This window comes from Luteimonas sp. AC640a, from assembly GCF_979256585.1.
The window spans coordinates 218,159-238,237 of sequence record NZ_CEEDOV010000021.1 but is presented as its reverse complement, the minus strand read 5'-3'; the positions used below and the strand labels follow the sequence as shown (position 1 = coordinate 238,237).

The window sequence follows — 20,079 nt, the reverse complement described above, 5'->3', positions numbered from 1 at the left end:
ATCAAACGCTTCCACTCACCTTGCGGCGAGCGGGTTCATTTCTTTTGCTGGCCCAAAAGAAACGGAACCAAAGAAAAGGGCCAGCCCCGACGAAGCAAATCCGGCTATTCGTTCGTTCCGGGATTTTCCGACTCGCCATCCTGGCTCGGTCGAAAAACAGCGGGCATCCATGCCCGCTGCCCTACGGGTCTGCACAGATCCGCTTCGCCGTCCTGAAAAAGCGAGCTCGACAGCGAGCGGGCTCAGCCACGCTTTGCGACGTCGGGATCGAAACGATCCGCCGAAATATTCCGCGAGATATCGATGATGGGGCGTGAAACCCCCTCAGAAGAACTCAAGCACGCTTGAGTCGGTGCCCCCTCGCACCCATCATGGACGGATGGCCAAGCACGACCACACCTGCACGGATCCGCATCACCACGTCGATGACGCCGCGAGTTTCATCCGGGCGGTGGAGCACGCCTCCAGCGAGCGCGGCCTGCGGCTGACACCGATCCGCGCGTATGTGCTCGGGTTGATCGCCAAGGCCGGCAAGCCGCTCAAGGCCTACGATCTGCTCGACCAGGTGCGCGAGGGCGACGGTCCGGGCGCGGCGGCGCCGCCGACGGTGTACCGCGCGCTGGATTTCCTGCTGGCCAATGGCTTCATCCACAAGCTGCAGTCGGTCAACGCCTTCGTGGCCTGCCACCACCCGAGCACGGCGCAGCATTCGGTGCCGTTTCTGATCTGCGACCGCTGCCACAGCGCTGTGGAGCTGGAGGATGAGGCGGTCGTCGCCTCGCTCGATGAACGTGCCCGCGCGCTGGGGTTTGTGCCGCAGGCGCAGACGCTGGAAGTGCACGGCCTCTGCGCGCAGTGCGCGGACGCCCCGGCGGACTGAGCCACCACCGCGCGTCCTGAGTCGCCCGTGCCCGGTGCGGCCGGTCTTCGGCCCGGCGATCGCAGTCGGTCGCCAGAGCTGCAGCTGGAGCCTCTGATTCAGCCGCCTTGAGGGCGATGCGACTCACCCAGCGGAGAGCGCGGCCCGCCTGATCAGTGTCTGGCGTCTGCCGTCATGGAGTCCAGCTGCCTTTGGCTGAGCCAGGGCGTATGCCCAAAAAAAGCCCCGCACCGGAGACCGGGGCGGGGCGGTGACGCACGCGTCACTGGAGAGAACGGAAACCGGTCAACGCATGTCGGTCAGGTCATGCCGGATCAGAAGTAGACGCGGATGCCACCGGCGATGGTGCGACCCGGCAGCGGCGCGAAGTCGCGCAGCAGCGAGGTGTGCGGGCGAGCTTCTTCGTCGGTCAGGTTGCGACCGTCGAGGAACAGTTCCCACTGGGTGCCGTCTGCTTCGCCGACGCGCCAGGCGACGCCCGCATTGACCAGGGTGTAGCCGGGGCTCGGATCCTCCAGCGCGGCTACGCGATCCTGCTTCTGGTAGCGCACCGCGCCGACGTTCGCGCGCCAGCCGCCGAGGGTCCAGTTGATGTCGGCGCCGATACGCGACGGTGCAATGCGCGGCAGGTCGCCGCCCAGCGCGATGTCGGCTTCGTAGTTGTGCGCGTGGTCGCCGTGCGGCACTGCGAACTGCACCGTGCGGGTGCCGCTGCCGTCGAGCTCGGCGCGCACTACATCGCCGAATACGCGCAGGTCGAAATCACCGGCGTCGGATTCGAGCAGATGGAACTTCGCTTCGGCCTCGGCGCCGCGGAAGGTCGCATCGCCCTGCGTCCACAGCCGCACGGGGAAACCGTCTTCTGCAACGCCGGTATCAGTGAGGTAGGTGAAGCGCTTGAACTGCGTCTGGTAGACGGCGGCCTTGAACTCGACGCGGTCCGTATGCGCATGCAGGCCGATCTCCAGGCGCTGCCCACGCTCGGTGTCGAGATCCGCATCGCCGATTTCGATCGAACGCGTGGCGATGTGCGGGCCGGCGGCGAACAGTTCCTCGTTGGTCGGCGCGCGCTCGGAGACGTCGGCGCCGAAGCGCAGGTCGAACACGTCCGACAGATGCCAGATCGCTGCGCCCGACAGACTGCTGGCGCTGAACTTGCGCGATTCGTTCGCGATCGGATCGATCTCGACGCGCTCGTGGCGGCCGCCGAACTCGAGCTTCACCGGCCCGAACTCCTTCTCTTGCACGACGAACAGGCCGAGGGTGTCGGTGACGCTCGGCGGCACGAAGGCCTCTTCGCCGACCGCGCCGAAATCGACGTGGCCGATCTGCAGGCCGAACGCGCCGTCCCACCCGTTGAAGGTCTTCTGCACCGCTTCGATGCGCGCCTCGGTGCCCTTGTTGGTGAAGCGGGTCGCGGGCGTATCGCCTTCGAGTTCGACGTGCTCGTAATCGTTGTACGCCGCGCGCACGTTCAAGGCGCTGAGGAACGGCAGCGGGTCGTAGAGGCCGCCCTTCAGATCGACGCGGTTCTGCACCATGTCGATGCGCACCGAGCCGTGTTCGTCGTGGCCTTCTTCTTCGTGGTCATGGTCGTGATCGTGGTCATGGCCGCCTTCTTCGGCGTGCACGTGCGCGCCGTTGGGCAGGCCGTAGTTGGTGCGGTAGGTGCTGACCGCGACACCGAGGTGACCGCGCTCGCCGAAATACGTGGCGCCGACGGCGCCGGCGCGCGTGCGGATCGAGCTGTTGGGCAGCGTGCCGAAGGCGTTTTCTTCTTCGGCGTGTTCGTGGTCGTGATCATGGTCGTGATCGTGATCTTCGGGCACCTGGGCGAAGCCGGGAATGTCGAAGTCGCCGGTGTTGCGAATCAGGCCGTCGACATGCAGCACCAGGTTGTCACCACTCACGCCATCAAGGCGAAACATGCCACTGCGCTCGTCGTTGCCGCTGGCGGCGCGCAGTTCGGCGCGGCCGCTGATCGGACGGTCCGGCACTTCGCGTGCGATGCGGCCGTCGACCACGTTGACCGCGCCGCCGATCGCGCCGCTGCCATACAACAGGTTGGCCGGGCCCTTGAGCACTTCGATCTGGTCGGCGAGGAAAGGCTCGATGCTGACCGCGTGGTCGGCGCTCACCGTGGAGGCGTCCATGCTGCCGATCCCGCCCGAGAGCACCTGCACGCGCGGACCTTCCTGTCCGCGGATGATCGGCCGGCCGACGCCGGTACCGAACGAGCCGCTCTGCACGCCGGGCAACGAAGACACGGTGTCACCGAGGCTGCTGGACTTGCGATCTTCCAGCGCGTCGCCATACAGCACCTCTACCGGGTGCGCGAGATCCTCGACGTCGCCGCCAAGCGGGGTGGCGGTGACCTGCACGCGGTCAAGGGTGGTCGGGTGCGCATGCGTCTGGCTGGTGGACTGGGCGAACGCGGCGGCCGGCAGCAGCAGGGCCACGGCGATGGCGAGGCGGGTCGGGACGGGGGCGGAACGGCGGCTTCTGGTCATTGCGGATGCAGTACACTGGTGGGCGAAGAGGGAATGTTATAATGTTACGCAAATCCTCGCACCCCCCAAAAGACATGCCTGCACACAATTCCACCCTGCAGCGCGCAGACCGCGTCGGCTTCGCCGCGTCGTTCCTGTGTGCGGTCCATTGCGCGCTGCTGCCGGTCGCGCTGGCACTCCTGCCGGCGTTTGGTCTCAACGTGGGCGGCTGGGTCGATATCGACCAGGCCTTCGTCGTGTTCGCCACGCTGCTGGGGGCGACCACGCTGACGCTGGGCTGGCGCCGCCATCGCGCGTTCCATGCCTGGATGCTGCTGATTCCGGGTCTGGCGCTGGTCTGGGCGGGCTCGTTCACGCACCTCCACGACCACACCATCACCCACGCCGTGGTGATGACCATCGGTGGCCTGCTGCTGGCCGGTGCGCATCTGCTGAACCTGCGCCTGACCCACGCCCGCGCGGGGCGCTGAGCGGCTTCACAGATCGGGCCGCGTGCTAGAATCCGCGGTCCTGTGCGCCCTGGCGGCGCACGTACGCGCCAAACGAATTCAACACGCAGCACTCCAGGAGCACAGTAATGGGCAAGGGCGACCGCAAGACCCTCAAGGGCAAGCGCTACAACTCGAGCTACGGCAACAGCCGCTCGAAGGGCCTCATCAAGGCCACCGGCACCGCGACCGCACCGGTCGTAAAGAAGGCCGCCGGCAGCAAGACCGTCGCCAAGGCACCGGCGAAGAAGGCCGTCGCGAAGAAGGCCTGAGTTTCAGGCCCCGCCGCGCGTCGAAAGCCCCGCATCCGCGGGGCTTTCGCGTTTCAGGGGAGGGCGATTGGCCTCAGACCAGGCGCTTGCCACCGGCGAACGACATCGCCAGCAACGGGCCGCCGAGCCAGTAGACGAGTTCGGCCGGCTGCGCGACCTGCCAGCAGGCGAAATCCGCGCGCTGACCCACGGCCAGCGTGCCGCGATCGGACAGGCCGAGCGCGCGCGCTGCATGTACGGTCGCGCCGCGCAGAGCCTCTTCCGGAGTCAGCCGGAAATGCGTGCACGACAGCTGCATCGCCTGACGCAGCGACAACAGCGGCGATGTGCCCGGATTGCAGTCGGTCGCGACCGCCATCGCCACGCCGGCCGCGCGGAACGCATCGAGCGGCGGCAGCGTGGTTTCGCGCAGCACGTGGAATGCGCCCGGCAGCAGCACCGCGACCGTGCCCGCCGCGGCCATCGCAGCAACGCCAGCGGGAGAGGTGTGTTCGACATGGTCGGCCGACAGGCCACCGAACTCGGCCACCAGCGCGGCACCTGCGCCATCGCTGAGCTGGTCGGCGTGCAGCTTCACCGGCAGGCCGAGCGTGCGTGCCACGTCGAACACGCGGCGCGTCTGATCGACGCTGAAGGCGATGCGTTCGGCGAATGCGTCGACGGCATCGACCAGACCTTCCTCGTGCAGACGCGGCAACCAGCCGCAGACCGCGTCGATGTAGGCATCACCGCGGCCGGCAAATTCCGGCGGCAGGGCGTGCGCGCCGAGGAAGGTCGTACGCACGGTGATGCCGAGCACCTCGCCGATGCGCCGCGCGACGCGCAGCATCTTGCGTTCGTTGTCGAAGTCGAGGCCGTAGCCGGACTTGATTTCCAGCGTCGTCGCGCCATCGGCGACCAGTGCACGTACGCGCGGCAGCGATGCCGCGAGCAGCGCGTCCTCGTCGGCGTCGCGCACCGCGCGCACCGTCGAGACGATACCGCCACCGGCGCGGGCGATTTCTTCGTAACTCGCGCCCTGCAGGCGCTGTTCGAACTCGGCAGCGCGGTTGCCGGCGAACACCGCGTGCGTGTGGCAGTCGATGAGCCCGGGCGTGACCAGTCCATCGGTTTCGACGACGAGATCGGCGTTGGCCTCCGCGTCCGCGGGCAGCCCGCTGCGCGGACCGGCGTAGACGATCACACCATCGCGCCAGCCGAGCGCGCCGTCCTTGATCAGGCCGTAGCCGGTGTCGTCGGCCAATGTTGCGAACGTCGCGCCGAGCAGCAGTCCGTCCCAGGATTCAGTCGCCACCGCCGCCTCCATCGCCGCCGCCATCCGAGCTGAAATCACCGCCGTCATGGCGTCCGTGTTTCGACCCGCCCTCGACCAAGGCGCCATCGCCGCCGGACGGCGTGTCGGACTGTCGTTTGCGGGACGCGGACACGCCGGCGAACACCGCCACGAGACCGCCGGCCACGGCGACCAGTGCGCACACCAGCGCGATCGAAGTTGGACTCATCGGATGTTCCCGGGCGGAAGACCGGCTAGCCTACCGCACACGTTTTCGAGGAGCCGGTCCGATGCACGATGTTCCCGCGATCCACGCCGAGCGCACGCCCGCAGGCTGGCGTCTGCCCGGTATCGCGAACCTGCATTCGCATGCGTTCCAGCGGGCGATGGCCGGCCTTGCCGAAGTGCAGACCGATCCTGCCGATTCGTTCTGGACCTGGCGCGAGACCATGTACCGCATGGCCGGGCGCTTCGATCCTGACAGCCTGCGCGCCGTCGCCACGCAGCTCTATGTCGAAATGCTGGAAGCCGGTTACACGACCGTCTGCGAATTCCATTACGTCCATCACGCGCCCGACGGCGCGCCGTACGCGCCTCCAAGCGCGATGGCCGATGCACTGATCGATGCCGCGCGTGCGACCGGCATCCGGCTGACGCTGCTGCCGGTGCTGTACATGACCGGCGGGTTCGACGGGCGGCCACTCGGCGAACGCCAGCGACGCTTCGGGCATGACGTCGATGGGTATCTGCGGCTGTTCGCCGATCTGCACGCGCGCCAGGACGACACGCTGCGCGTCGGCTGCGCGCTGCACAGCCTGCGCGCCGTGCCGGCGGATGCGATGCATGCGGTGCTGGCCGCGCTGCCGGCCGATGCACGCATGCACATCCACATCGCCGAACAGGTGCCCGAGGTCGACGAATGCATCGCGCTGCGCGGTGCGCGCCCGGTCGCGTGGCTGCTGGACAACGCGCCGGTCGACGCGCGCTGGACACTGGTGCACGCGACCCATCTCGACGATGCGGAAGTCTCCGGCATCGCCCTCAGCGGCGCGACCGTTGCGCTGTGTCCGACGACCGAAGCCAATCTCGGCGACGGTCTGTTTGCGCTGCGCGATTACCTCGACGCCGGCGGTGCCTGGGGCATCGGTTCGGATTCGCACATCTCGGTGTCGCCGGTCGAGGAGCTGCGCTGGCTCGAGTACGGACAGCGCCTGGTGACGCAGCGCCGCAACATCGCGGTTGCAGCAGCCACGCCCAGCGTCGGCGCGACACTGTTCGCGGGCGTGCAGGCGAGCGCCGCGGCGTCGACCGGTTTCGACGCACACGACGATGCAGTCGTACTCGACGCGGATGCGCCGCTGCTGGCCGGCGCGACGGAGCGTGACGTGCTCGACCGCTGGCTGTTCGCAGGCAACCGCCCGCTGGTGCGCGACGTGCACGTGGCCGGGCGGCAGGTCGTTGCGGATGGACGGCATGCATTGCACGCGGACGCGGCGCGCGGATACGCGAACGTGATGCGAGCCCTGCTGTCCTGACGGTTTCGTAGGTTCCACGCGTTGAGATGCCGGCTCATCGGCATGATCGGACGAGGTATCGCCCGCACGTTCACCAGTGCTGGACACGATGTGGATGCCGCATGCTCCGCGTACCTACAGCAGGCGGTCAGTGCGCGGCCAGGCGCCTTCGAGCGTCAGCAGGAATTTCTTGGTCGGCAGGCCGCCGCCGAAGCCGGTGAGTGCGCCGCTGGCACCGATGACGCGATGGCAGGGCACGACGATCGACAGCGGATTGCGGCCGTTCGCGGCGCCGACCGCGCGGCTCGCTTTCGGCTTGTCCACCATGCGGGCGAGCTCGACGTAGCTGGCGGTGGCGCCGTAGGGAATGCGCGTCAGCGCGGTCCAGACCTGTTGCTGGAACGGCGTACCGCGCGCGGCGAATGGCAGATCGAAAGCCCGGCGCGTGCCGGCGAAATACTCGACGAGCTGCTGCGCGGTCGCATCGAGCACCGGATGCGCGCCATCGCGCCAATCATCACCGCGGGGCACCGGATGCCGGTGCTCGGCGAACTCCACCGCGTGCAGGCCAGCGTCGGATGCGGCGAGAAACAGCGGGCCGACCGGGCTGTCGATGGTGCGGGTCAACACTTGGGCTGTGGTCGGGCTCATGTCGATGGACTCCGGGTGGAACGGGCGCGCGGTTGCGTCGGTGTCGCGGCGCGCGCGGGGGTAGACGCGGATGCTTCGCGCCACAGATGGAAGACCGCATAGCCGCGCCACGGGCGCCAGGCCTCTGCGTGTGTACGCAGCGCTTTGGCAGTCATCCGCACCCCGTCTGTCGGCAAGGTCTTCTGCAGGACCAGGTCCTCCGCGGGAAACGCATCGGGATGGCCGAGCGCCCGCAGCGCGATGTACTGCGCGGTCCACGGGCCGATGCCGGGCAGGGCGACCCAGCGTTCGACGACGTCGTCGAGCGTGCGGGCGCGATCGAAATCCACGCGTCCGTCGAGCAGCGCGGCGGAGATGCCGCGGATCGTCGCGATACGACTGCCGATCAGGCCGAGGCCGTCGAAGTCGGCATCGACGAGTGCGTCCGGCGTCGGAAACAGATGCGCGAAGCCCTGCGCGGCGAACGCTTCCGGCAACGGCGCGCCGAAGCGCTGCGACAGCCGGGCAGTCAGGGTGCGCGCGGCGGCCACGCTGACCTGCTGGCCGATGACCGCGCGCACCGCGATCTCGAACCCGTCCCATCCGCTTGGCAGGCGCAGGCCGGGCCGCGCACGCAGCAACGGCGCCAATCGCACGTCGTGGCCGAGATGCGCGGCGATCGTGTCCGGGTCCGCGTCGAGATCGAACATGCGGCGCACGCGCTGCACGGTGTCCTGCAGGCGCGTTGTCGGGCAACCGTGCAACTGCAGTCGCAACGCTGCCGGTGCCGGGTCGGTGCGCGTGGCCGGCCAGGCGTCGACGCGCAGCCAGCCGGGCGTTTCCGCATCACCGATGACGCGCGTGTAGGCGACATCGTCGACGACCTCGATGCCGGGCAGCGCACGTCCGCGCAGGAAGTCGAGCATCGCCGGCAGGTCATAGGGCGGGCGGTAGCCCAGGCGCAGGGTCAAGGCATCGCCGGTCGATGCCCGCGGCGCCTTGCGCAGGTCACGCGGCGGCATGCGGTACGCATCCTGGAACACCGCATTGAAACGCCGCACGCTGTTGAAGCCCGCGGCGAGTGCGACTTCGGTGATCGGTAGCGCGGTGTCGGTCAGCAACTGTTTGGCGAACAGCAGGCGCCGTGTGCCGTGGACACCGACCGGCGCGGCACCGAGTCGTTCGACGAACAAGCGCCGCAACTGACGCTCGCCGATGTGCAGCCGCTCGGCGAGCGAGGTTAGCTGCGCGTCGTTCAGCGCGCCCTGGTCGATCAAGACCAATGCACGCGCCACGAGATCGTCGCCGCGATGCCAGTGACCATCCGAAGGCGACAGTTCCGGTCGGCATCGCAGACAGGGGCGAAACCCTGCGGCTTCCGCTGCTGCGGCGTTGGGGTAGTAGGCGACGTTCGTGGCCTTCGGCGCCGGCGCCGGGCACACGGGACGGCAGTAGATGCCGGTGGTGCGCACGGCGGTGAAGAACAGCCCGTCGAAGCGCACATCCCGGCTCAGACGCGCCTGTTCGCAGATGTCGGTGGCGGGCAGGGGCGGGGACATGCGATGCAGGCTAGCACCGGGGGCGGGTGGCGACTGGCCGGATTCGGACATGGATGCTGTGGGGTGTGCCGCGAGCGTCTGCCCTCACCCCAACCCCTCTCCCAAGGGGAGAGGGGCTCTAGGGGATCGTGATCGGACGGTTTGCTGCGGAACGCCCGAGACACATGACGCAGCGAACAAGCAAAGCCCCTCTCCCCCTGGGAGAGGGGTTGGGGTGAGGGCAACCGGTCGCATAGAACCCGAACCAGGAACTCCCAATCCCAACTCTCCGAAACGCAGCGGCACTCTTTGCGAATCCAACGCCGCGCAATCAACCCAGCGTCACCGCACCCCATCCCGCAACGCCGGCACCAGCGTCTCCGCACTCCCGTCATTCTTCGCCGGCGTTACGCCGATCAGCCGCGCGAGCATCGGATACAGGTCCACGTTGTCGAACCCGTCCAGCGTCAAGCCGCTGCGGAAGGCCGGTCCATGCGCGATGAATACCGCGCGCATTTCCGGCAGCGCAGGGTCGTAGCCGTGCGAGCCGCGGGCGTGCGCGGGGCGCCGGGCCAGCGCTTCGCGCGGCACGGCGTCCCAGCCCTTGTGCATCTGGCAGACGATCGGCGGCACGCGCGGGTGGGTGCCGAACTTCCAGCGCGGCGGCATCTCGCCCTTGCGCCAGCAGTCGTACTGCGCATGCGCACCGAGCAGCTTGCGCGCCACCTGCGTCTCGAAACCGGGATTGGGCAGGATGCCGATGACCTGGCCGGTCGAGGTCACGCGCGCTTCTTCCATCGTGACCATGTCCTCCACCGCGATCGCCTGGCCCGGCGGCACTTCGGCCATGCCGTGGTCGGAGACGATCACTAGGTTCACACGCTCCTGCAGGCCGCGCGTGCGCAGGCCGTCGACCAGTCGGCCCAGCGCTGCGTCGACCGCCTGCAGCGCCGCGTGCAGCTGCGGCGAGTCCGGCCCGTAATGGTGGCCGGCAGAGTCGGTCTGTTCGAAATACAGCGTCGCGAAGGCGGGGCGCGTGGCGGCGGGCTCGGACAGCCAGTCCAGCACCATGTCCACGCGCGTATCGAGTGGACGCGTGTCATCGAACGGATACCAGCGCGTCGGTCGCACACCGTGCACCGGTGCCTCGCTGCCCGGCCACGACAGCGTCGCGGTGCGCAAGCCGGCGTTCTCGGCCGTCACCCACAGCGGTTCGCCGTCGCCGTACCAGGCGCCATTGCCGACGGCCTCGCGGTCCGAGAGGCGGAAGTCGCCGAGCGTCGAATCCACCATCGAGTTGTGGATCAGGCCGTGGTGGTCGGGCCGCAGGCCGGTGACCAGCGTGTAGTGGTTCGGAAACGTCAGCGAGGGATACGAGGGGCGCATCCAGGCCTGCACGCCGCCGCGCGCAAGCGCATCGAGATGCGGGGTTTCGCCGCGCCCGAGATAGTCGGGGCGCAGGCCGTCGAGCGACACCAGCAGCACGCTCGGGCGCGCATCCGCAGCGGTCTGCGGGGCAGGCGAGGTGACGGATTCGGAGGGCGGCGCGACCGTTGTACAGGCGGTCAGCAGCAACAGCGGGAGCAGCGCAGACGCGCGCAGACAGGTCGATCGAGGCATCCGCATAGGATACCGGCGCCACATGACGGCCCGCAGTCAGCCGCATGAAGCGGCGCACAACGCGCGCGACACGATGGCTGAACATGGATTGCCGCCCGACCACGCGGTGGTGCATCGCGCGTATCGTATGGTCACTGATGAACTGCACCGGGAGGTGCGACATGAAGCATGCATGGTGGACGGCGGCGATCTTCGCCGGCCTTGCGTTCGGTGCGGTCTCCCAGGTCGCTCACGCGCAGCAACAGGAAGAGGAAGAAGAATCCGCACGCGATCGTGGTCAACGCGCCAGCCCGGCGGATCGCTTCTGCATCCGCGAGACGGGTTCGCGCATCACCGCGGCCCGCAACGCGCGTTCCAAGCGTGCCGACCAGGAATGCACCACGGGCGGCGGTCGCGTCTACACGCGTGAGGACATCGATCGCACGGGTTCGGCCGACGTCAAGGACGCGCTGCGCAGGCTAGATCCTTCGATCAACTGAGTGGCGCGCACGTCAGACGCAGAACGCCCGGCTTCGGCCGGGCGTTTTCGTATCTGCGGTGCCTGCCTGACTCAGCAGGCGTCGCTGCGCCCGGTTGTCCACAGCAGGCCGCGCAGCAGTTGCGCGCGGAACACCGGATCGGCATACAGCGCCGCATCGTGGCCCAGGCCGGTGTACCAGGCGCGACCGCCGGCATTGCGGTGGCACCAGGCGATCGGATGGTCGTCGCCCATGCCGCCATCGGGGTGCGACGCCGGATCGATCGACGCGGTCACGCGTACGTGCGGCCGCGGGTTGCGCCGGTAGTCGTAGATCTCGTCGGTGACGCGCCACTCTTCCAGCCCATCCGGCCCGGCGCCGTCTTCGAACACCACGCGCACCGACTGCAGCCCTTCGGGATGCCGTGCGAACCACGCGCCGACCAGTTCGCCGTACCACGGCCAGGTGTAGCCGCTGTCGGCCGCGGCATGCACGCCCATGAAGCCGCCGCCGGCGGCCATGTAGCGTTCGAACGCGGCCTGCTGCGGACGCGCCAGGACCTCGCGCGTGGTGTGCGCGAACACGACGGCGGCATAACGCGACAGCGTGGCGTCGTCGAACATCGCAGGGTCTTCGGTGGCGTCCACCTCGAGGCCGGTGCCGCGGCCCAGTGCCTGCAGCGCGTCCACGGTCGCCGGAATCGAATCGTGGCGGAAGCCGGCGGTCCGCGTGAACACCAGCACGCGCACGGGCGTCGCGCTGCTGGTGGACGTGGGCTTTGTATCCGGGGCAGCGGAGGCGCAGGCGGCGAGGCCGGCCAGCATCGCGGCGGCCAAAGGAGCGCGTGGGGATGTCATGGCGCGAGCATAGGCGCTGCGTGTGCCGGCACTCACGCCGCAGCGCGGCAGGGCGCGCGCGGGCGCGGTGCGATAATCGCCACATCGTCATTGCAGGAATGCGCCGCCATGTCCGACACCGCTTCGCGCCACGACCCCTCGCGCGTCATCCGCGCGCCGCGCGGCACCGCACTCAGCTGCCGCTCCTGGCTCACCGAAGCGCCGCTGCGCATGCTGATGAACAACCTCGACCCCGAGGTGGCCGAGCGCCCGGAAGATCTCGTCGTCTACGGCGGCATCGGCCGCGCCGCGCGCGACTGGGCCTGCTACGACGCCATCGTCGAATCGCTGAAGACCCTTGGCGACGATGAAACGTTGCTGGTGCAGTCCGGCAAGCCGGTCGGCGTGTTCCGCACGCATGCCGATGCGCCGCGCGTGCTGATCGCCAACTCCAACCTCGTGCCGCACTGGGCCACGTGGGAGCACTTCCACGAACTCGATCGCAAGGGCCTGATGATGTACGGCCAGATGACCGCCGGTTCGTGGATCTACATCGGTAGCCAGGGCATCGTGCAGGGCACGTACGAGACCTTCGTCGAGATGGGCCGCCAGCACTACGGCGGCGATCTCACCGGCAAGTGGATTCTTACCGCAGGTCTCGGCGGCATGGGCGGCGCGCAGCCCCTCGCCGCGAGCCTCGCCGGCGCGTGCAGCCTGACCATCGAATGCCAGCAGAGCCGCATCGATTTCCGCATCAAGACGCGCTACGTCGACGAGCAGGCCACCGATCTCGACGACGCGCTCGCGCGCATCGAGACGTACACGCAGGCCGGCGAAGCGAAATCCATCGCGCTGCTGGGCAACGCGGCGGAGGTGCTGCCGGAACTGGTGAGGCGCGGCGTGCGCCCGGATTGCGTGACCGACCAGACCAGCGCGCACGATCCCGTGCACGGCTATCTGCCGATCGGCTGGCGCGTCGAGCAGTGGATCGCCGAGCAGTCCGCCAATCCGGAAAAGGTGCGCGACGCCGCCAAGCAGTCGATGCGCGTGCATGTCGAAGCGATGCTCGCCTTCCATGCCGCCGGCATTCCCACCGTCGACTACGGCAACAACATCCGGCAGATGGCGAAGGACGAAGGCTGCGCCAACGCCTTTGATTTCCCCGGGTTCGTGCCGGCCTACGTGCGCCCGTTGTTCTGCCGCGGCATCGGCCCGTTCCGCTGGGTCGCACTGAGCGGCGATCCCGAGGACATCGCCAGGACCGACGCCAAGGTCAAGGAACTGATTCCCGACGACCCGCACCTGCATCGCTGGCTCGACATGGCCGCCGAGCGCATCGCATATCAGGGCCTGCCGGCGCGCATCTGCTGGGTGGGCCTCGGCCTGCGCGACAAGCTGGGCCTCGCCTTCAACGAGATGGTGCGCAACGGCGAACTGAAAGCACCGATCGTCATCGGCCGCGACCATCTCGATTCCGGCTCCGTCGCCTCGCCGAATCGCGAGACCGAAGCGATGCAGGACGGGAGTGACGCTGTCAGCGACTGGCCGCTGCTCAACGCGATGCTCAACGTCGCCGGCGGCGCCACCTGGGTGAGCCTGCATCACGGCGGCGGCGTCGGCATGGGCTACTCGCAGCATTCGGGCGTGGTCATCGTCTGCGACGGCACCGCGGAAGCCGACAAGCGTATCGCCCGCGTGTTGTGGAACGACCCCGGCACCGGCGTCATGCGCCACGCGGATGCGGGCTACGACATCGCAAAAGACTGCGCAAAAGAGCAGGGCCTGAAGCTGCCGATGGTGCAGGCATGAACGCTGGCACCGACCGCGTGCCGCTGCGCATCGATTTCGTTTCCGACATCGTCTGCCCCTGGTGCGCCATCGGCCTGGCCGCACTCGAGCAGGCGCTGGCGCAACTGCCGACCAACGTCGACGTCGAGTTTCACGTCCAGCCCTTCGAACTCAACCCGCAGATGGCGCCGGAAGGCGAGGACATCGCCGAGCACCTGACCCGCAAGTACGGCATGTCGCCCGAGCAACTGACCGCCGCCCGCGCCAACATCCAGGGCCGCGGCGCCGAGGTCGGATTCGCCTTCGGCGACCGCCTGCGCACCTGGAACACCTTCGATGCGCATCGCCTGCTGCACTGGGCCGGCATCGCAGGCCGGCAACGCGATCTCAAGCGCGCGCTGCTGCAGGCGTATCACGGCGACGGAGAGAACGTCAGCGACCACGCGACGCTGGCGCGCATCGCGGGCAGCGTGGGGCTGGATGCCGAGCGCGCCGCCGCGATCCTCGCGTCGGACGAATACGCCGACGCCGTGCGCGCCGAAGAACAGTTCTTCATCCGCAGCGGCATCAACAGCGTGCCGGCAGTCATCATCGACCAGCAGCACCTGATTTCGGGTGGGCAGCCGGTGGAGGTGTTTGCGCGGGCGTTGGGCGAGATTGTGGCGGGCAAGGCTGAAGAGTCGGGCGACAAGGCCGGCTAGGGCGACGGCGGCACAGCCCGCCGTGGCTCGTCATCCCCGCGAAAGCGGGGACCCAGCGCCTGTGCTTTAAACGGCTTGAAGTTTCCGGGGTTCCCGTCTTCAAGGGAGTGACGACCTGATCCGCGCTGCGTCAGCGCCTTGCGTGCATCCGCGACGGGTTGCGATAGTCGGCGGCCCGGTGACAACGCGCGACGGGGCGTATGGCAAGCCGGCAAGAACGCGCTGCCGTTACACAATCCAGGATCAGGGGCAACATGTCAGACACGGATGGTTCCATCGGCGGCACTGCAGCAGCGGATCACGTCGCCGATGCGTTCATTGCCAGATGGCAGGGCGTCAAGGCGTCCGAGCTGTCCACCTCGCAATCGTTCCTGATCGACCTGTGCGGCCTGCTGGGCGTTGATGCGCCGCACCCCACGGCCGAACAGGACTACATGTTCGAGCGGCCCATCACCTTCAGCCACGGCGACGGCAGCAGCAGCGCCGGCCGTATCGATCTGTACCGTCGCGGTGCCTTCGTGCTGGAGTCGAAGAAGCTCAAGGCCGGCAGCCATACCAAGGGCTTCGACGATGCGCTGATGCGCGCCCGCAGCCAGGCGGAGGCCTATGCCCGCGCGCTGCCGGCGGACGAGGGACGCCCGCCGTTCGTCATCGTGGTGGATGTGGGCAACCGCATCGAGCTGTACGCCGAGTTCAGCCGCTCTGGCGCCACCTATACGCCGTTTCCGGATCCGCGTAGCCACCGGCTGTCCCTGACCGACCTGCGCCTGCCGTATATCCGCGAACGGCTGCGCAAGGTCTGGCTCGATCCGATGTCGCTCGACCCCAGTCGCGAATCCGCGCGGGTCACGCGCGAGATTGCGGACCGTCTCGCCAGACTGGCGCGCAGTCTAGAACAGGCCGGTCATGCGCCGGATCTGGTCGCGCAGTTCCTGATGCGCTGCCTGTTCACCATGTTTGCCGAGGACGTGCGATTGCTGCCCGACCAGAGCTTCCGGAAGCTGCTGATCCAGCATGCCGAACGGCCTGACACCGCCATGCGCATGCTCGCCCAGCTGTGGCGCGACATGGACAGCGGCGGCTTTTCGGCCGTGCTGGCCAACGAGGTGCTGCAGTTCAACGGCAAGCTGTTCAAGCAGCCCGACACCCTGCCGCTGGACAGCGCCCAGATCGGCCTGCTGATCGAAGCCGCGCGGGCCGACTGGCGCCATGTGGAACCCGCGATCTTCGGTACCCTGCTCGAACGTGCGCTCAGTCCCGGCGAGCGTCACAAGCTCGGCGCACACTACACCCCGCGCGCCTATGTCGAGCGACTGGTGCTGCCCACCGTCATCGAGCCGCTGCGCCGGGAGTGGAGCGAAGCCCAGGCCGCCGCCGGCACCCTGGCGGCAGAGGACAAGTCCGACGCCGCGGTGACCGAACTGCGCCGCTTCCACCACCGCCTGTGCAACGTGCGCGTGCTCGATCCCGCCTGTGGCTCCGGCAACTTCCTCTACGTCACGCTCGAACACCTCAAGCGCCTCGAAGGCGAGGTGCTCAATGCGCTGGATGAACTCGGCGACCGCCAGACCGGCCTCGCGCTCGCCGGCGAGCGCGCCGATGCCGTCGCCGGGGAAACCGTCGACCCGCACAACCTGCTCGGCATCGAGATCAACCCGCGCGCTGCCGCCATTGCCGAAGTGGTGCTGTGGATCGGCTACCTGCAATGGCACTTCCGCACCCGTGGCAACGTGCACCCGCCGCAACCGGTGATCCGCGACTTCCGCAACATCGAGAACCGCGACGCCGTACTGGCATATGACCGCGTGGAGCGCGTGCTCGACGAGCGCGGCGTGCCGGTGACGCGCTGGGATGGCGAGACCATGAAGGTCTCTCCGGTGACCGGAGAGAAGGTGCCGGACGAGACCGCGCGGAAGGTGGTGGAGCGGTATGCGAATCCACGCAAGGCAGCATGGCCGGAGGCGGATTTCGTGGTGGGGAATCCGCCGTTTATCGGCAACAAGCGGATGCGCACCGCACTGGGGGATGGTTATGTCGAGGCGTTGCGCGGTGCCTGGGATGAAATGCCCGAGTCCGCGGACTTCGTCATGTATTGGTGGCACCACGCCGCGCAGTTAACCCGGCACGGCGCGCTGGAGCGATTCGGATTTATTACTACGAACTCGATTCGGCAGTCGTTTAATCGACGGGTGATGGAGCCTCATCTTGGCGACAAGAAGAAGCCACTGTCGCTGGTGTTTGCCATTCCTGACCATCCCTGGGTGGATACCGTAGACGGTGCTGCGGTGCGGATTGCGATGACGGTCGGGCGGGCTGGTCATTCCCTTGGCCGGCTTCTGCAATTTTTCGACGAAGCAGAGGGATTCGCTACCAAATCCATGATCGGAAGGGCCGAAAAAATAGGGAAAATTCACGTAGACCTGACGGCTGGCGCGGACGTCGCTGGTGCATCACGCCTGCGAGCTAATCGTGGGATCTCGGGGCAAGGCATAAAGCTTGTCGGCGACGGCTTCTACATCCATGGATGCGAGGAATTTGAGGCCGTAAACCCGGTAACTGGCTTGCCGGTTGTGCGAGGAATCGTCGGTCCGCAAGATCTCCTCAATGGGACCGATGGAAAAAGAGTGATCGACTTTTTCGGTCTGAACGAGTTGCAGGCGAAGGAAGTATTTGTTGATGGCTATCAGAAGCTGCTAGTTGAGGTGAAGCCTGTTCGAGACCAGAACTCGAGAGCTTCAATCCGTGAGCAGTGGTGGAAGTTCGCATGGGATCGCCCTGTTATCAGAAATGGACTGAAAGGACTCAAGCGATATATCGCAACGCTTGAGACCACGAAGCACCGGGCTTTCTCCTTCATCCCGTTTGACCGGCTTTGGGACGGATCGCTGTTTGGAATTGCGCTAGATGACGGCTTTCATTTGGGAGTCCTTTCCAGCAACTTGCATTTGGTTTGGGCGACTTCCGCGGGTTCTGAACTTGGGCCTACATCTCGCTACAACAACACGCTTTGCTTCGAACCTTTTCCCTTTCCAAATTGTGGGGTGCTCAGCGGCTCCGGCCAGCGTTTAGATTTTGCTGACCGCGGCAGGAGCGATGCCCCGGGTGGCGCTGCAAATGGCAGAAAAGATTGCAGCCATTTCGATCGAATCGGGAGTTTGGGCGAACAGCTCGACGCCCACCGCAAGCGCCAGCAGGCCGCGCATCCGGGGCTGACGCTGACCGGCATGTACAACGTGCTGGAGCAGCTGCGCAGCGGCGAGACGCTGACTGCGAAAGAACGCACCATCCACGAGCAGGGACTGGTGTCGGTACTGCGCCAGGTGCACGACGAACTCGACGCGGCCGTGCTCGCGGCCTACGGCTGGGCAGACCTGCTGCCGCTGCTGCGCATCGCCCACGGTAACGATGCCGTGCCGGAAGGTGGCAGCCGCGAGGACGCCAAGCGCGGGTTCGATGAAGCCATCCTCGAACGCCTCGTCGCCCTCAACGCCGAACGCGCTGCCGAAGAAGCCCGTGGCCACATCCGCTGGCTGCGCCCGGAATTCCAGAACCCCGCCGCCCACGCGCAACAGCCCACCCCCGAACAGGGCCGCATCGCCCCCATCGAAGACGCTGACGACGACGCCGGGCCCGATGCCACTGCCACCATTGCCGCCACCAAACCGCAGCCCTGGCCGAAGGACACCGTTGAGCAGGTGCGCGCCGTCGCGGATGTCATCGCCTCCAGCCCTCTCCCGCTTACCGCCGACGACATCGCCGCCCGCTTCACCGCCCGCGGCCCGTGGAAAAAGCGCTTGCCCAAGCTGCTTGAAATGCTGGTGGCACTGGGGCGCGCGCAGGAGCAAGACGGGGCCTTCAGCGCATGAGCCTGCAGCGTGATGTGTCGCTCGAGGACGGGTGGACCGACGCCGTTTACTTCTTTCCCTCTGTCGGACCGCGCTATCCGGAAGGACTCGTCGATGGAGAACGGGTGTTGTTGCTCGGGGAGGCGCATTACCCACGCAAGCCCAAAGACATCGAGACCGGCCGTCAGTTCACTCGGGATCAGTTTGACTGGCTCCGCGACTGTGAGCTGCAGCCGGGCAACGACTTCTGGGGAAAGCTGCAGCGACTCGTCGCATGTAACCCGAACCCGACGCGACAGCAGGCAAACGCTGCGTGGCAGCGGGTCGCTTACTCCAATCTGGTGCAGAGATTCGTAGGCGATGGTCCGCGACAGCGACCGACCCGCGAGCAATGGGCAACCGGAGGACCAGCGCTCCGTGAGCTTCTGCAAAGACTCTGCCCGGATGTTGTATTGGTACTCGGCGCCGGTACCTGGAATCACATCGAAGACGGGAGCTGGTCCGTGGAGGATGCGATCGTTCCAGCGTCCGGCCCGGAGCGTCCGATCTGGTTGATGCAGCATGCCGAAGGGGAAGCCAAGTGCACTTGGGTCTACCACCCTTCGAGTGGGCGCGAGAAAGGGTCGACACGCATCGAGGTGTTCGAGGCACTTCTGGAACGCGCCAAAGGCGCTTGAGGGTAGGGAAAGACGTCCATGGGCTCCCGCCTGCGCGGGAGTGACGGCGGATATAGCGGAACTAAAGGGACGACTAAAGGGGACGAAGGTAATTAATCCGTACCTACGCCTCAGTTCCAAGCTCGGATGCTGTCGCGAACGGGCTTTGTAGCGGTGTCAGGGTCGCTTTGCGCTGGAAGACGCGCGTTGCGAGTAGGACGGCCGCTGTCGTCCGCAATCGCAGCGCCACGCGCGCGCCGTCAGTGATGCTCGTGGGCGCCGGAATCCGCGGCCGGTGCGTCGGCGGCCACGCCGCGGTCCTGCAGCCAGCGCTGCATCTGCGCGATCTCGGTTTCCTGGGCGGCGATGACCTGCTGCGCGAGGGCGCGCACCTCCGGGTCGGTGCCGTGTTCGAGCACGACGTGGGCCATGTCGATGGCGCCCTGATGGTGCGGAATCATGCCGCGCATGAAATCGACATCGGCGTCGCCGGTGAAGCCGGCGCCCATGCCGGCGTGCATGGTGTCGTTGACGCGCTGGTAGGCGAGCGTGGACGGGCTCGCGGTGTCGGCATCTGCGGCCGTGTCTGCGTGCGCGGCATCGTGCGTGACGGTGGCAGGCGGCGTTGTGTCGACCCCGGCCGTGGAGGCGGGGTCGGACGCCTCGGGCGCGCAGGCGGCGAGCAGGGCGGTCATCACGATCAGCGGCATCAGGCGCATGCAGGCAGTCCTCTGGGGTGCGTGGAGCGCGACACCATGCCCGGTGGACTTCGCGCTTGTCCAATGACGGCGGCGACATCCGGGGCGGCGTGCATGGCGCGACCGCGCACGCGGGCATGGTCTGCATGCGGCAGGGCCGGTGCAGACAGGCACGTCACGCGCATGGGCGTCGCGGTGCGCGAAACACCGGACACTCGGCTTGCGGTTGTCGCATGTGCCATCGGTCTGGCCGCGGTGTGCGACGTGCGAGGCGCGCAGTACAGTGGCCGTCGCGGCAGAGACCGCGTCGCGATGGTCGATGTGGGCGCACGTGTGCGGGGCTGAGGTACACGGACCTCCGGTTTCATTTCG

At 67.4% G+C, this 20,079-nt stretch carries 18 protein-coding genes; 10 read left to right on the top strand and 8 right to left on the bottom strand.

Annotated features, from left to right (window positions below):
• Together ACZ9YD_RS15885 and ACZ9YD_RS15880 are read left to right on the top strand one after the other, a co-directional pair.
• Positions 1 to 317, top strand: a 317-nt coding sequence (locus ACZ9YD_RS15885; protein ID WP_465076241.1) for a hypothetical protein, incomplete at its 5' end; no start/stop codon positions are given.
• Between the two features lie 62 nt (positions 318 to 379).
• Positions 380 to 880: a transcriptional repressor gene (locus tag ACZ9YD_RS15880; protein ID WP_465076240.1), complete on the top strand. Its 501-nt coding sequence runs from the start codon at positions 380 to 382 to the stop codon at positions 878 to 880.
• 314 nt (positions 881 to 1,194) lie between these two features.
• On the opposite strand, the gene ACZ9YD_RS15875 is transcribed toward ACZ9YD_RS15880, so the two are convergent.
• Entirely contained in the window at positions 1,195 to 3,390 is a 2,196-nt protein-coding gene (locus ACZ9YD_RS15875) for a TonB-dependent receptor (protein ID WP_465076239.1), read from the bottom strand.
• A gap of 74 nt (positions 3,391 to 3,464) precedes the next feature.
• Here ACZ9YD_RS15875 and ACZ9YD_RS15870 point away from each other — a divergent pair, with 74 nt between their 5' ends.
• A complete protein-coding gene (locus ACZ9YD_RS15870) occupies positions 3,465 to 3,860 on the top strand; it encodes a MerC domain-containing protein (RefSeq protein WP_232134517.1) in 396 nt (131 codons plus the stop codon).
• Positions 3,861 to 3,967: 107 nt separating this feature from the next.
• A complete protein-coding gene (locus ACZ9YD_RS15865; protein ID WP_232134518.1) occupies positions 3,968 to 4,150 on the top strand; it encodes a 30S ribosomal protein THX in 183 nt (60 codons plus the stop codon).
• 73 nt (positions 4,151 to 4,223) lie between these two features.
• On the opposite strand, the gene hutI is transcribed toward ACZ9YD_RS15865, so the two are convergent.
• Positions 4,224 to 5,456, bottom strand: a complete 1,233-nt coding sequence (gene hutI / locus ACZ9YD_RS15860) for an imidazolonepropionase (protein ID WP_465076250.1) — start codon at positions 5,454 to 5,456, stop codon at positions 4,224 to 4,226.
• A complete protein-coding gene (locus tag ACZ9YD_RS15855; protein WP_465076238.1) occupies positions 5,434 to 5,652 on the bottom strand; it encodes a hypothetical protein in 219 nt (72 codons plus the stop codon). Before ACZ9YD_RS15855 ends, hutI begins: the two co-directional genes overlap by 23 nt.
• Before the next feature lie 61 nt (positions 5,653 to 5,713).
• On the opposite strand from ACZ9YD_RS15855, the gene ACZ9YD_RS15850 reads away from it, so the two are divergent.
• The gene (locus ACZ9YD_RS15850; protein ID WP_465076237.1) at positions 5,714 to 6,958 is read left to right on the top strand and encodes a formimidoylglutamate deiminase; all 1,245 of its coding nucleotides are present in this window, start codon (positions 5,714 to 5,716) and stop codon (positions 6,956 to 6,958) included.
• A gap of 114 nt (positions 6,959 to 7,072) precedes the next feature.
• Here ACZ9YD_RS15850 and ACZ9YD_RS15845 read toward each other — a convergent pair whose 3' ends face one another.
• From ACZ9YD_RS15845 to ACZ9YD_RS15835, 3 genes are all read right to left on the bottom strand, one after another.
• On the bottom strand, positions 7,073 to 7,588 hold the full coding sequence (locus ACZ9YD_RS15845) for a methylated-DNA--[protein]-cysteine S-methyltransferase (RefSeq protein WP_465076236.1): 516 nt from the start codon (positions 7,586 to 7,588) through the stop codon (positions 7,073 to 7,075).
• Positions 7,585 to 9,126, bottom strand: a complete 1,542-nt coding sequence (locus tag ACZ9YD_RS15840) for a DNA-3-methyladenine glycosylase 2 family protein (protein WP_465076235.1) — start codon at positions 9,124 to 9,126, stop codon at positions 7,585 to 7,587. The genes ACZ9YD_RS15845 and ACZ9YD_RS15840 overlap by 4 nt, the downstream gene beginning before the upstream one ends.
• Before the next feature lie 321 nt (positions 9,127 to 9,447).
• Positions 9,448 to 10,731 (bottom strand): alkaline phosphatase family protein, encoded by a 1,284-nt coding sequence (locus ACZ9YD_RS15835; protein WP_465076234.1) that lies wholly within the window; start codon positions 10,729 to 10,731, stop codon positions 9,448 to 9,450.
• A gap of 155 nt (positions 10,732 to 10,886) precedes the next feature.
• Between ACZ9YD_RS15835 and ACZ9YD_RS15830 the strand changes: the two genes are divergently transcribed.
• Positions 10,887 to 11,204, top strand: coding sequence for a hypothetical protein (locus ACZ9YD_RS15830; protein ID WP_465076233.1), 318 nt, complete (start codon positions 10,887 to 10,889; stop codon positions 11,202 to 11,204).
• Between the two features lie 71 nt (positions 11,205 to 11,275).
• On the opposite strand, the gene ACZ9YD_RS15825 is transcribed toward ACZ9YD_RS15830, so the two are convergent.
• A complete protein-coding gene (locus ACZ9YD_RS15825) occupies positions 11,276 to 12,040 on the bottom strand; it encodes a ThuA domain-containing protein (protein ID WP_465076232.1) in 765 nt (254 codons plus the stop codon).
• Between the two features lie 108 nt (positions 12,041 to 12,148).
• Between ACZ9YD_RS15825 and hutU the strand changes: the two genes are divergently transcribed.
• The 4 genes from hutU to ACZ9YD_RS15805 all read left to right on the top strand — a co-directional run bounded on the left by hutU (position 12,149) and on the right by ACZ9YD_RS15805 (position 19,030).
• Positions 12,149 to 13,828, top strand: a complete 1,680-nt coding sequence (gene hutU, locus ACZ9YD_RS15820) for a urocanate hydratase (protein ID WP_465076231.1) — start codon at positions 12,149 to 12,151, stop codon at positions 13,826 to 13,828.
• A complete protein-coding gene (locus ACZ9YD_RS15815; protein ID WP_465076230.1) occupies positions 13,825 to 14,508 on the top strand; it encodes a DsbA family oxidoreductase in 684 nt (227 codons plus the stop codon). The genes hutU and ACZ9YD_RS15815 overlap by 4 nt, the downstream gene beginning before the upstream one ends.
• Positions 14,509 to 14,762: 254 nt before the next feature.
• Positions 14,763 to 18,374, top strand: coding sequence for a class I SAM-dependent DNA methyltransferase (locus ACZ9YD_RS15810; RefSeq protein ID WP_465076229.1), 3,612 nt, complete (start codon positions 14,763 to 14,765; stop codon positions 18,372 to 18,374).
• Entirely contained in the window at positions 18,371 to 19,030 is a 660-nt protein-coding gene (locus ACZ9YD_RS15805; protein WP_465076228.1) for a uracil-DNA glycosylase family protein, read from the top strand. Before ACZ9YD_RS15810 ends, ACZ9YD_RS15805 begins: the two co-directional genes overlap by 4 nt.
• Positions 19,031 to 19,269: 239 nt before the next feature.
• Here ACZ9YD_RS15805 and copM read toward each other — a convergent pair whose 3' ends face one another.
• Positions 19,270 to 19,728: a CopM family metallochaperone gene (gene copM, locus ACZ9YD_RS15800; RefSeq protein WP_465076227.1), complete on the bottom strand. Its 459-nt coding sequence runs from the start codon at positions 19,726 to 19,728 to the stop codon at positions 19,270 to 19,272.
• Positions 19,729 to 20,079: the final 351 nt, after the last annotated feature.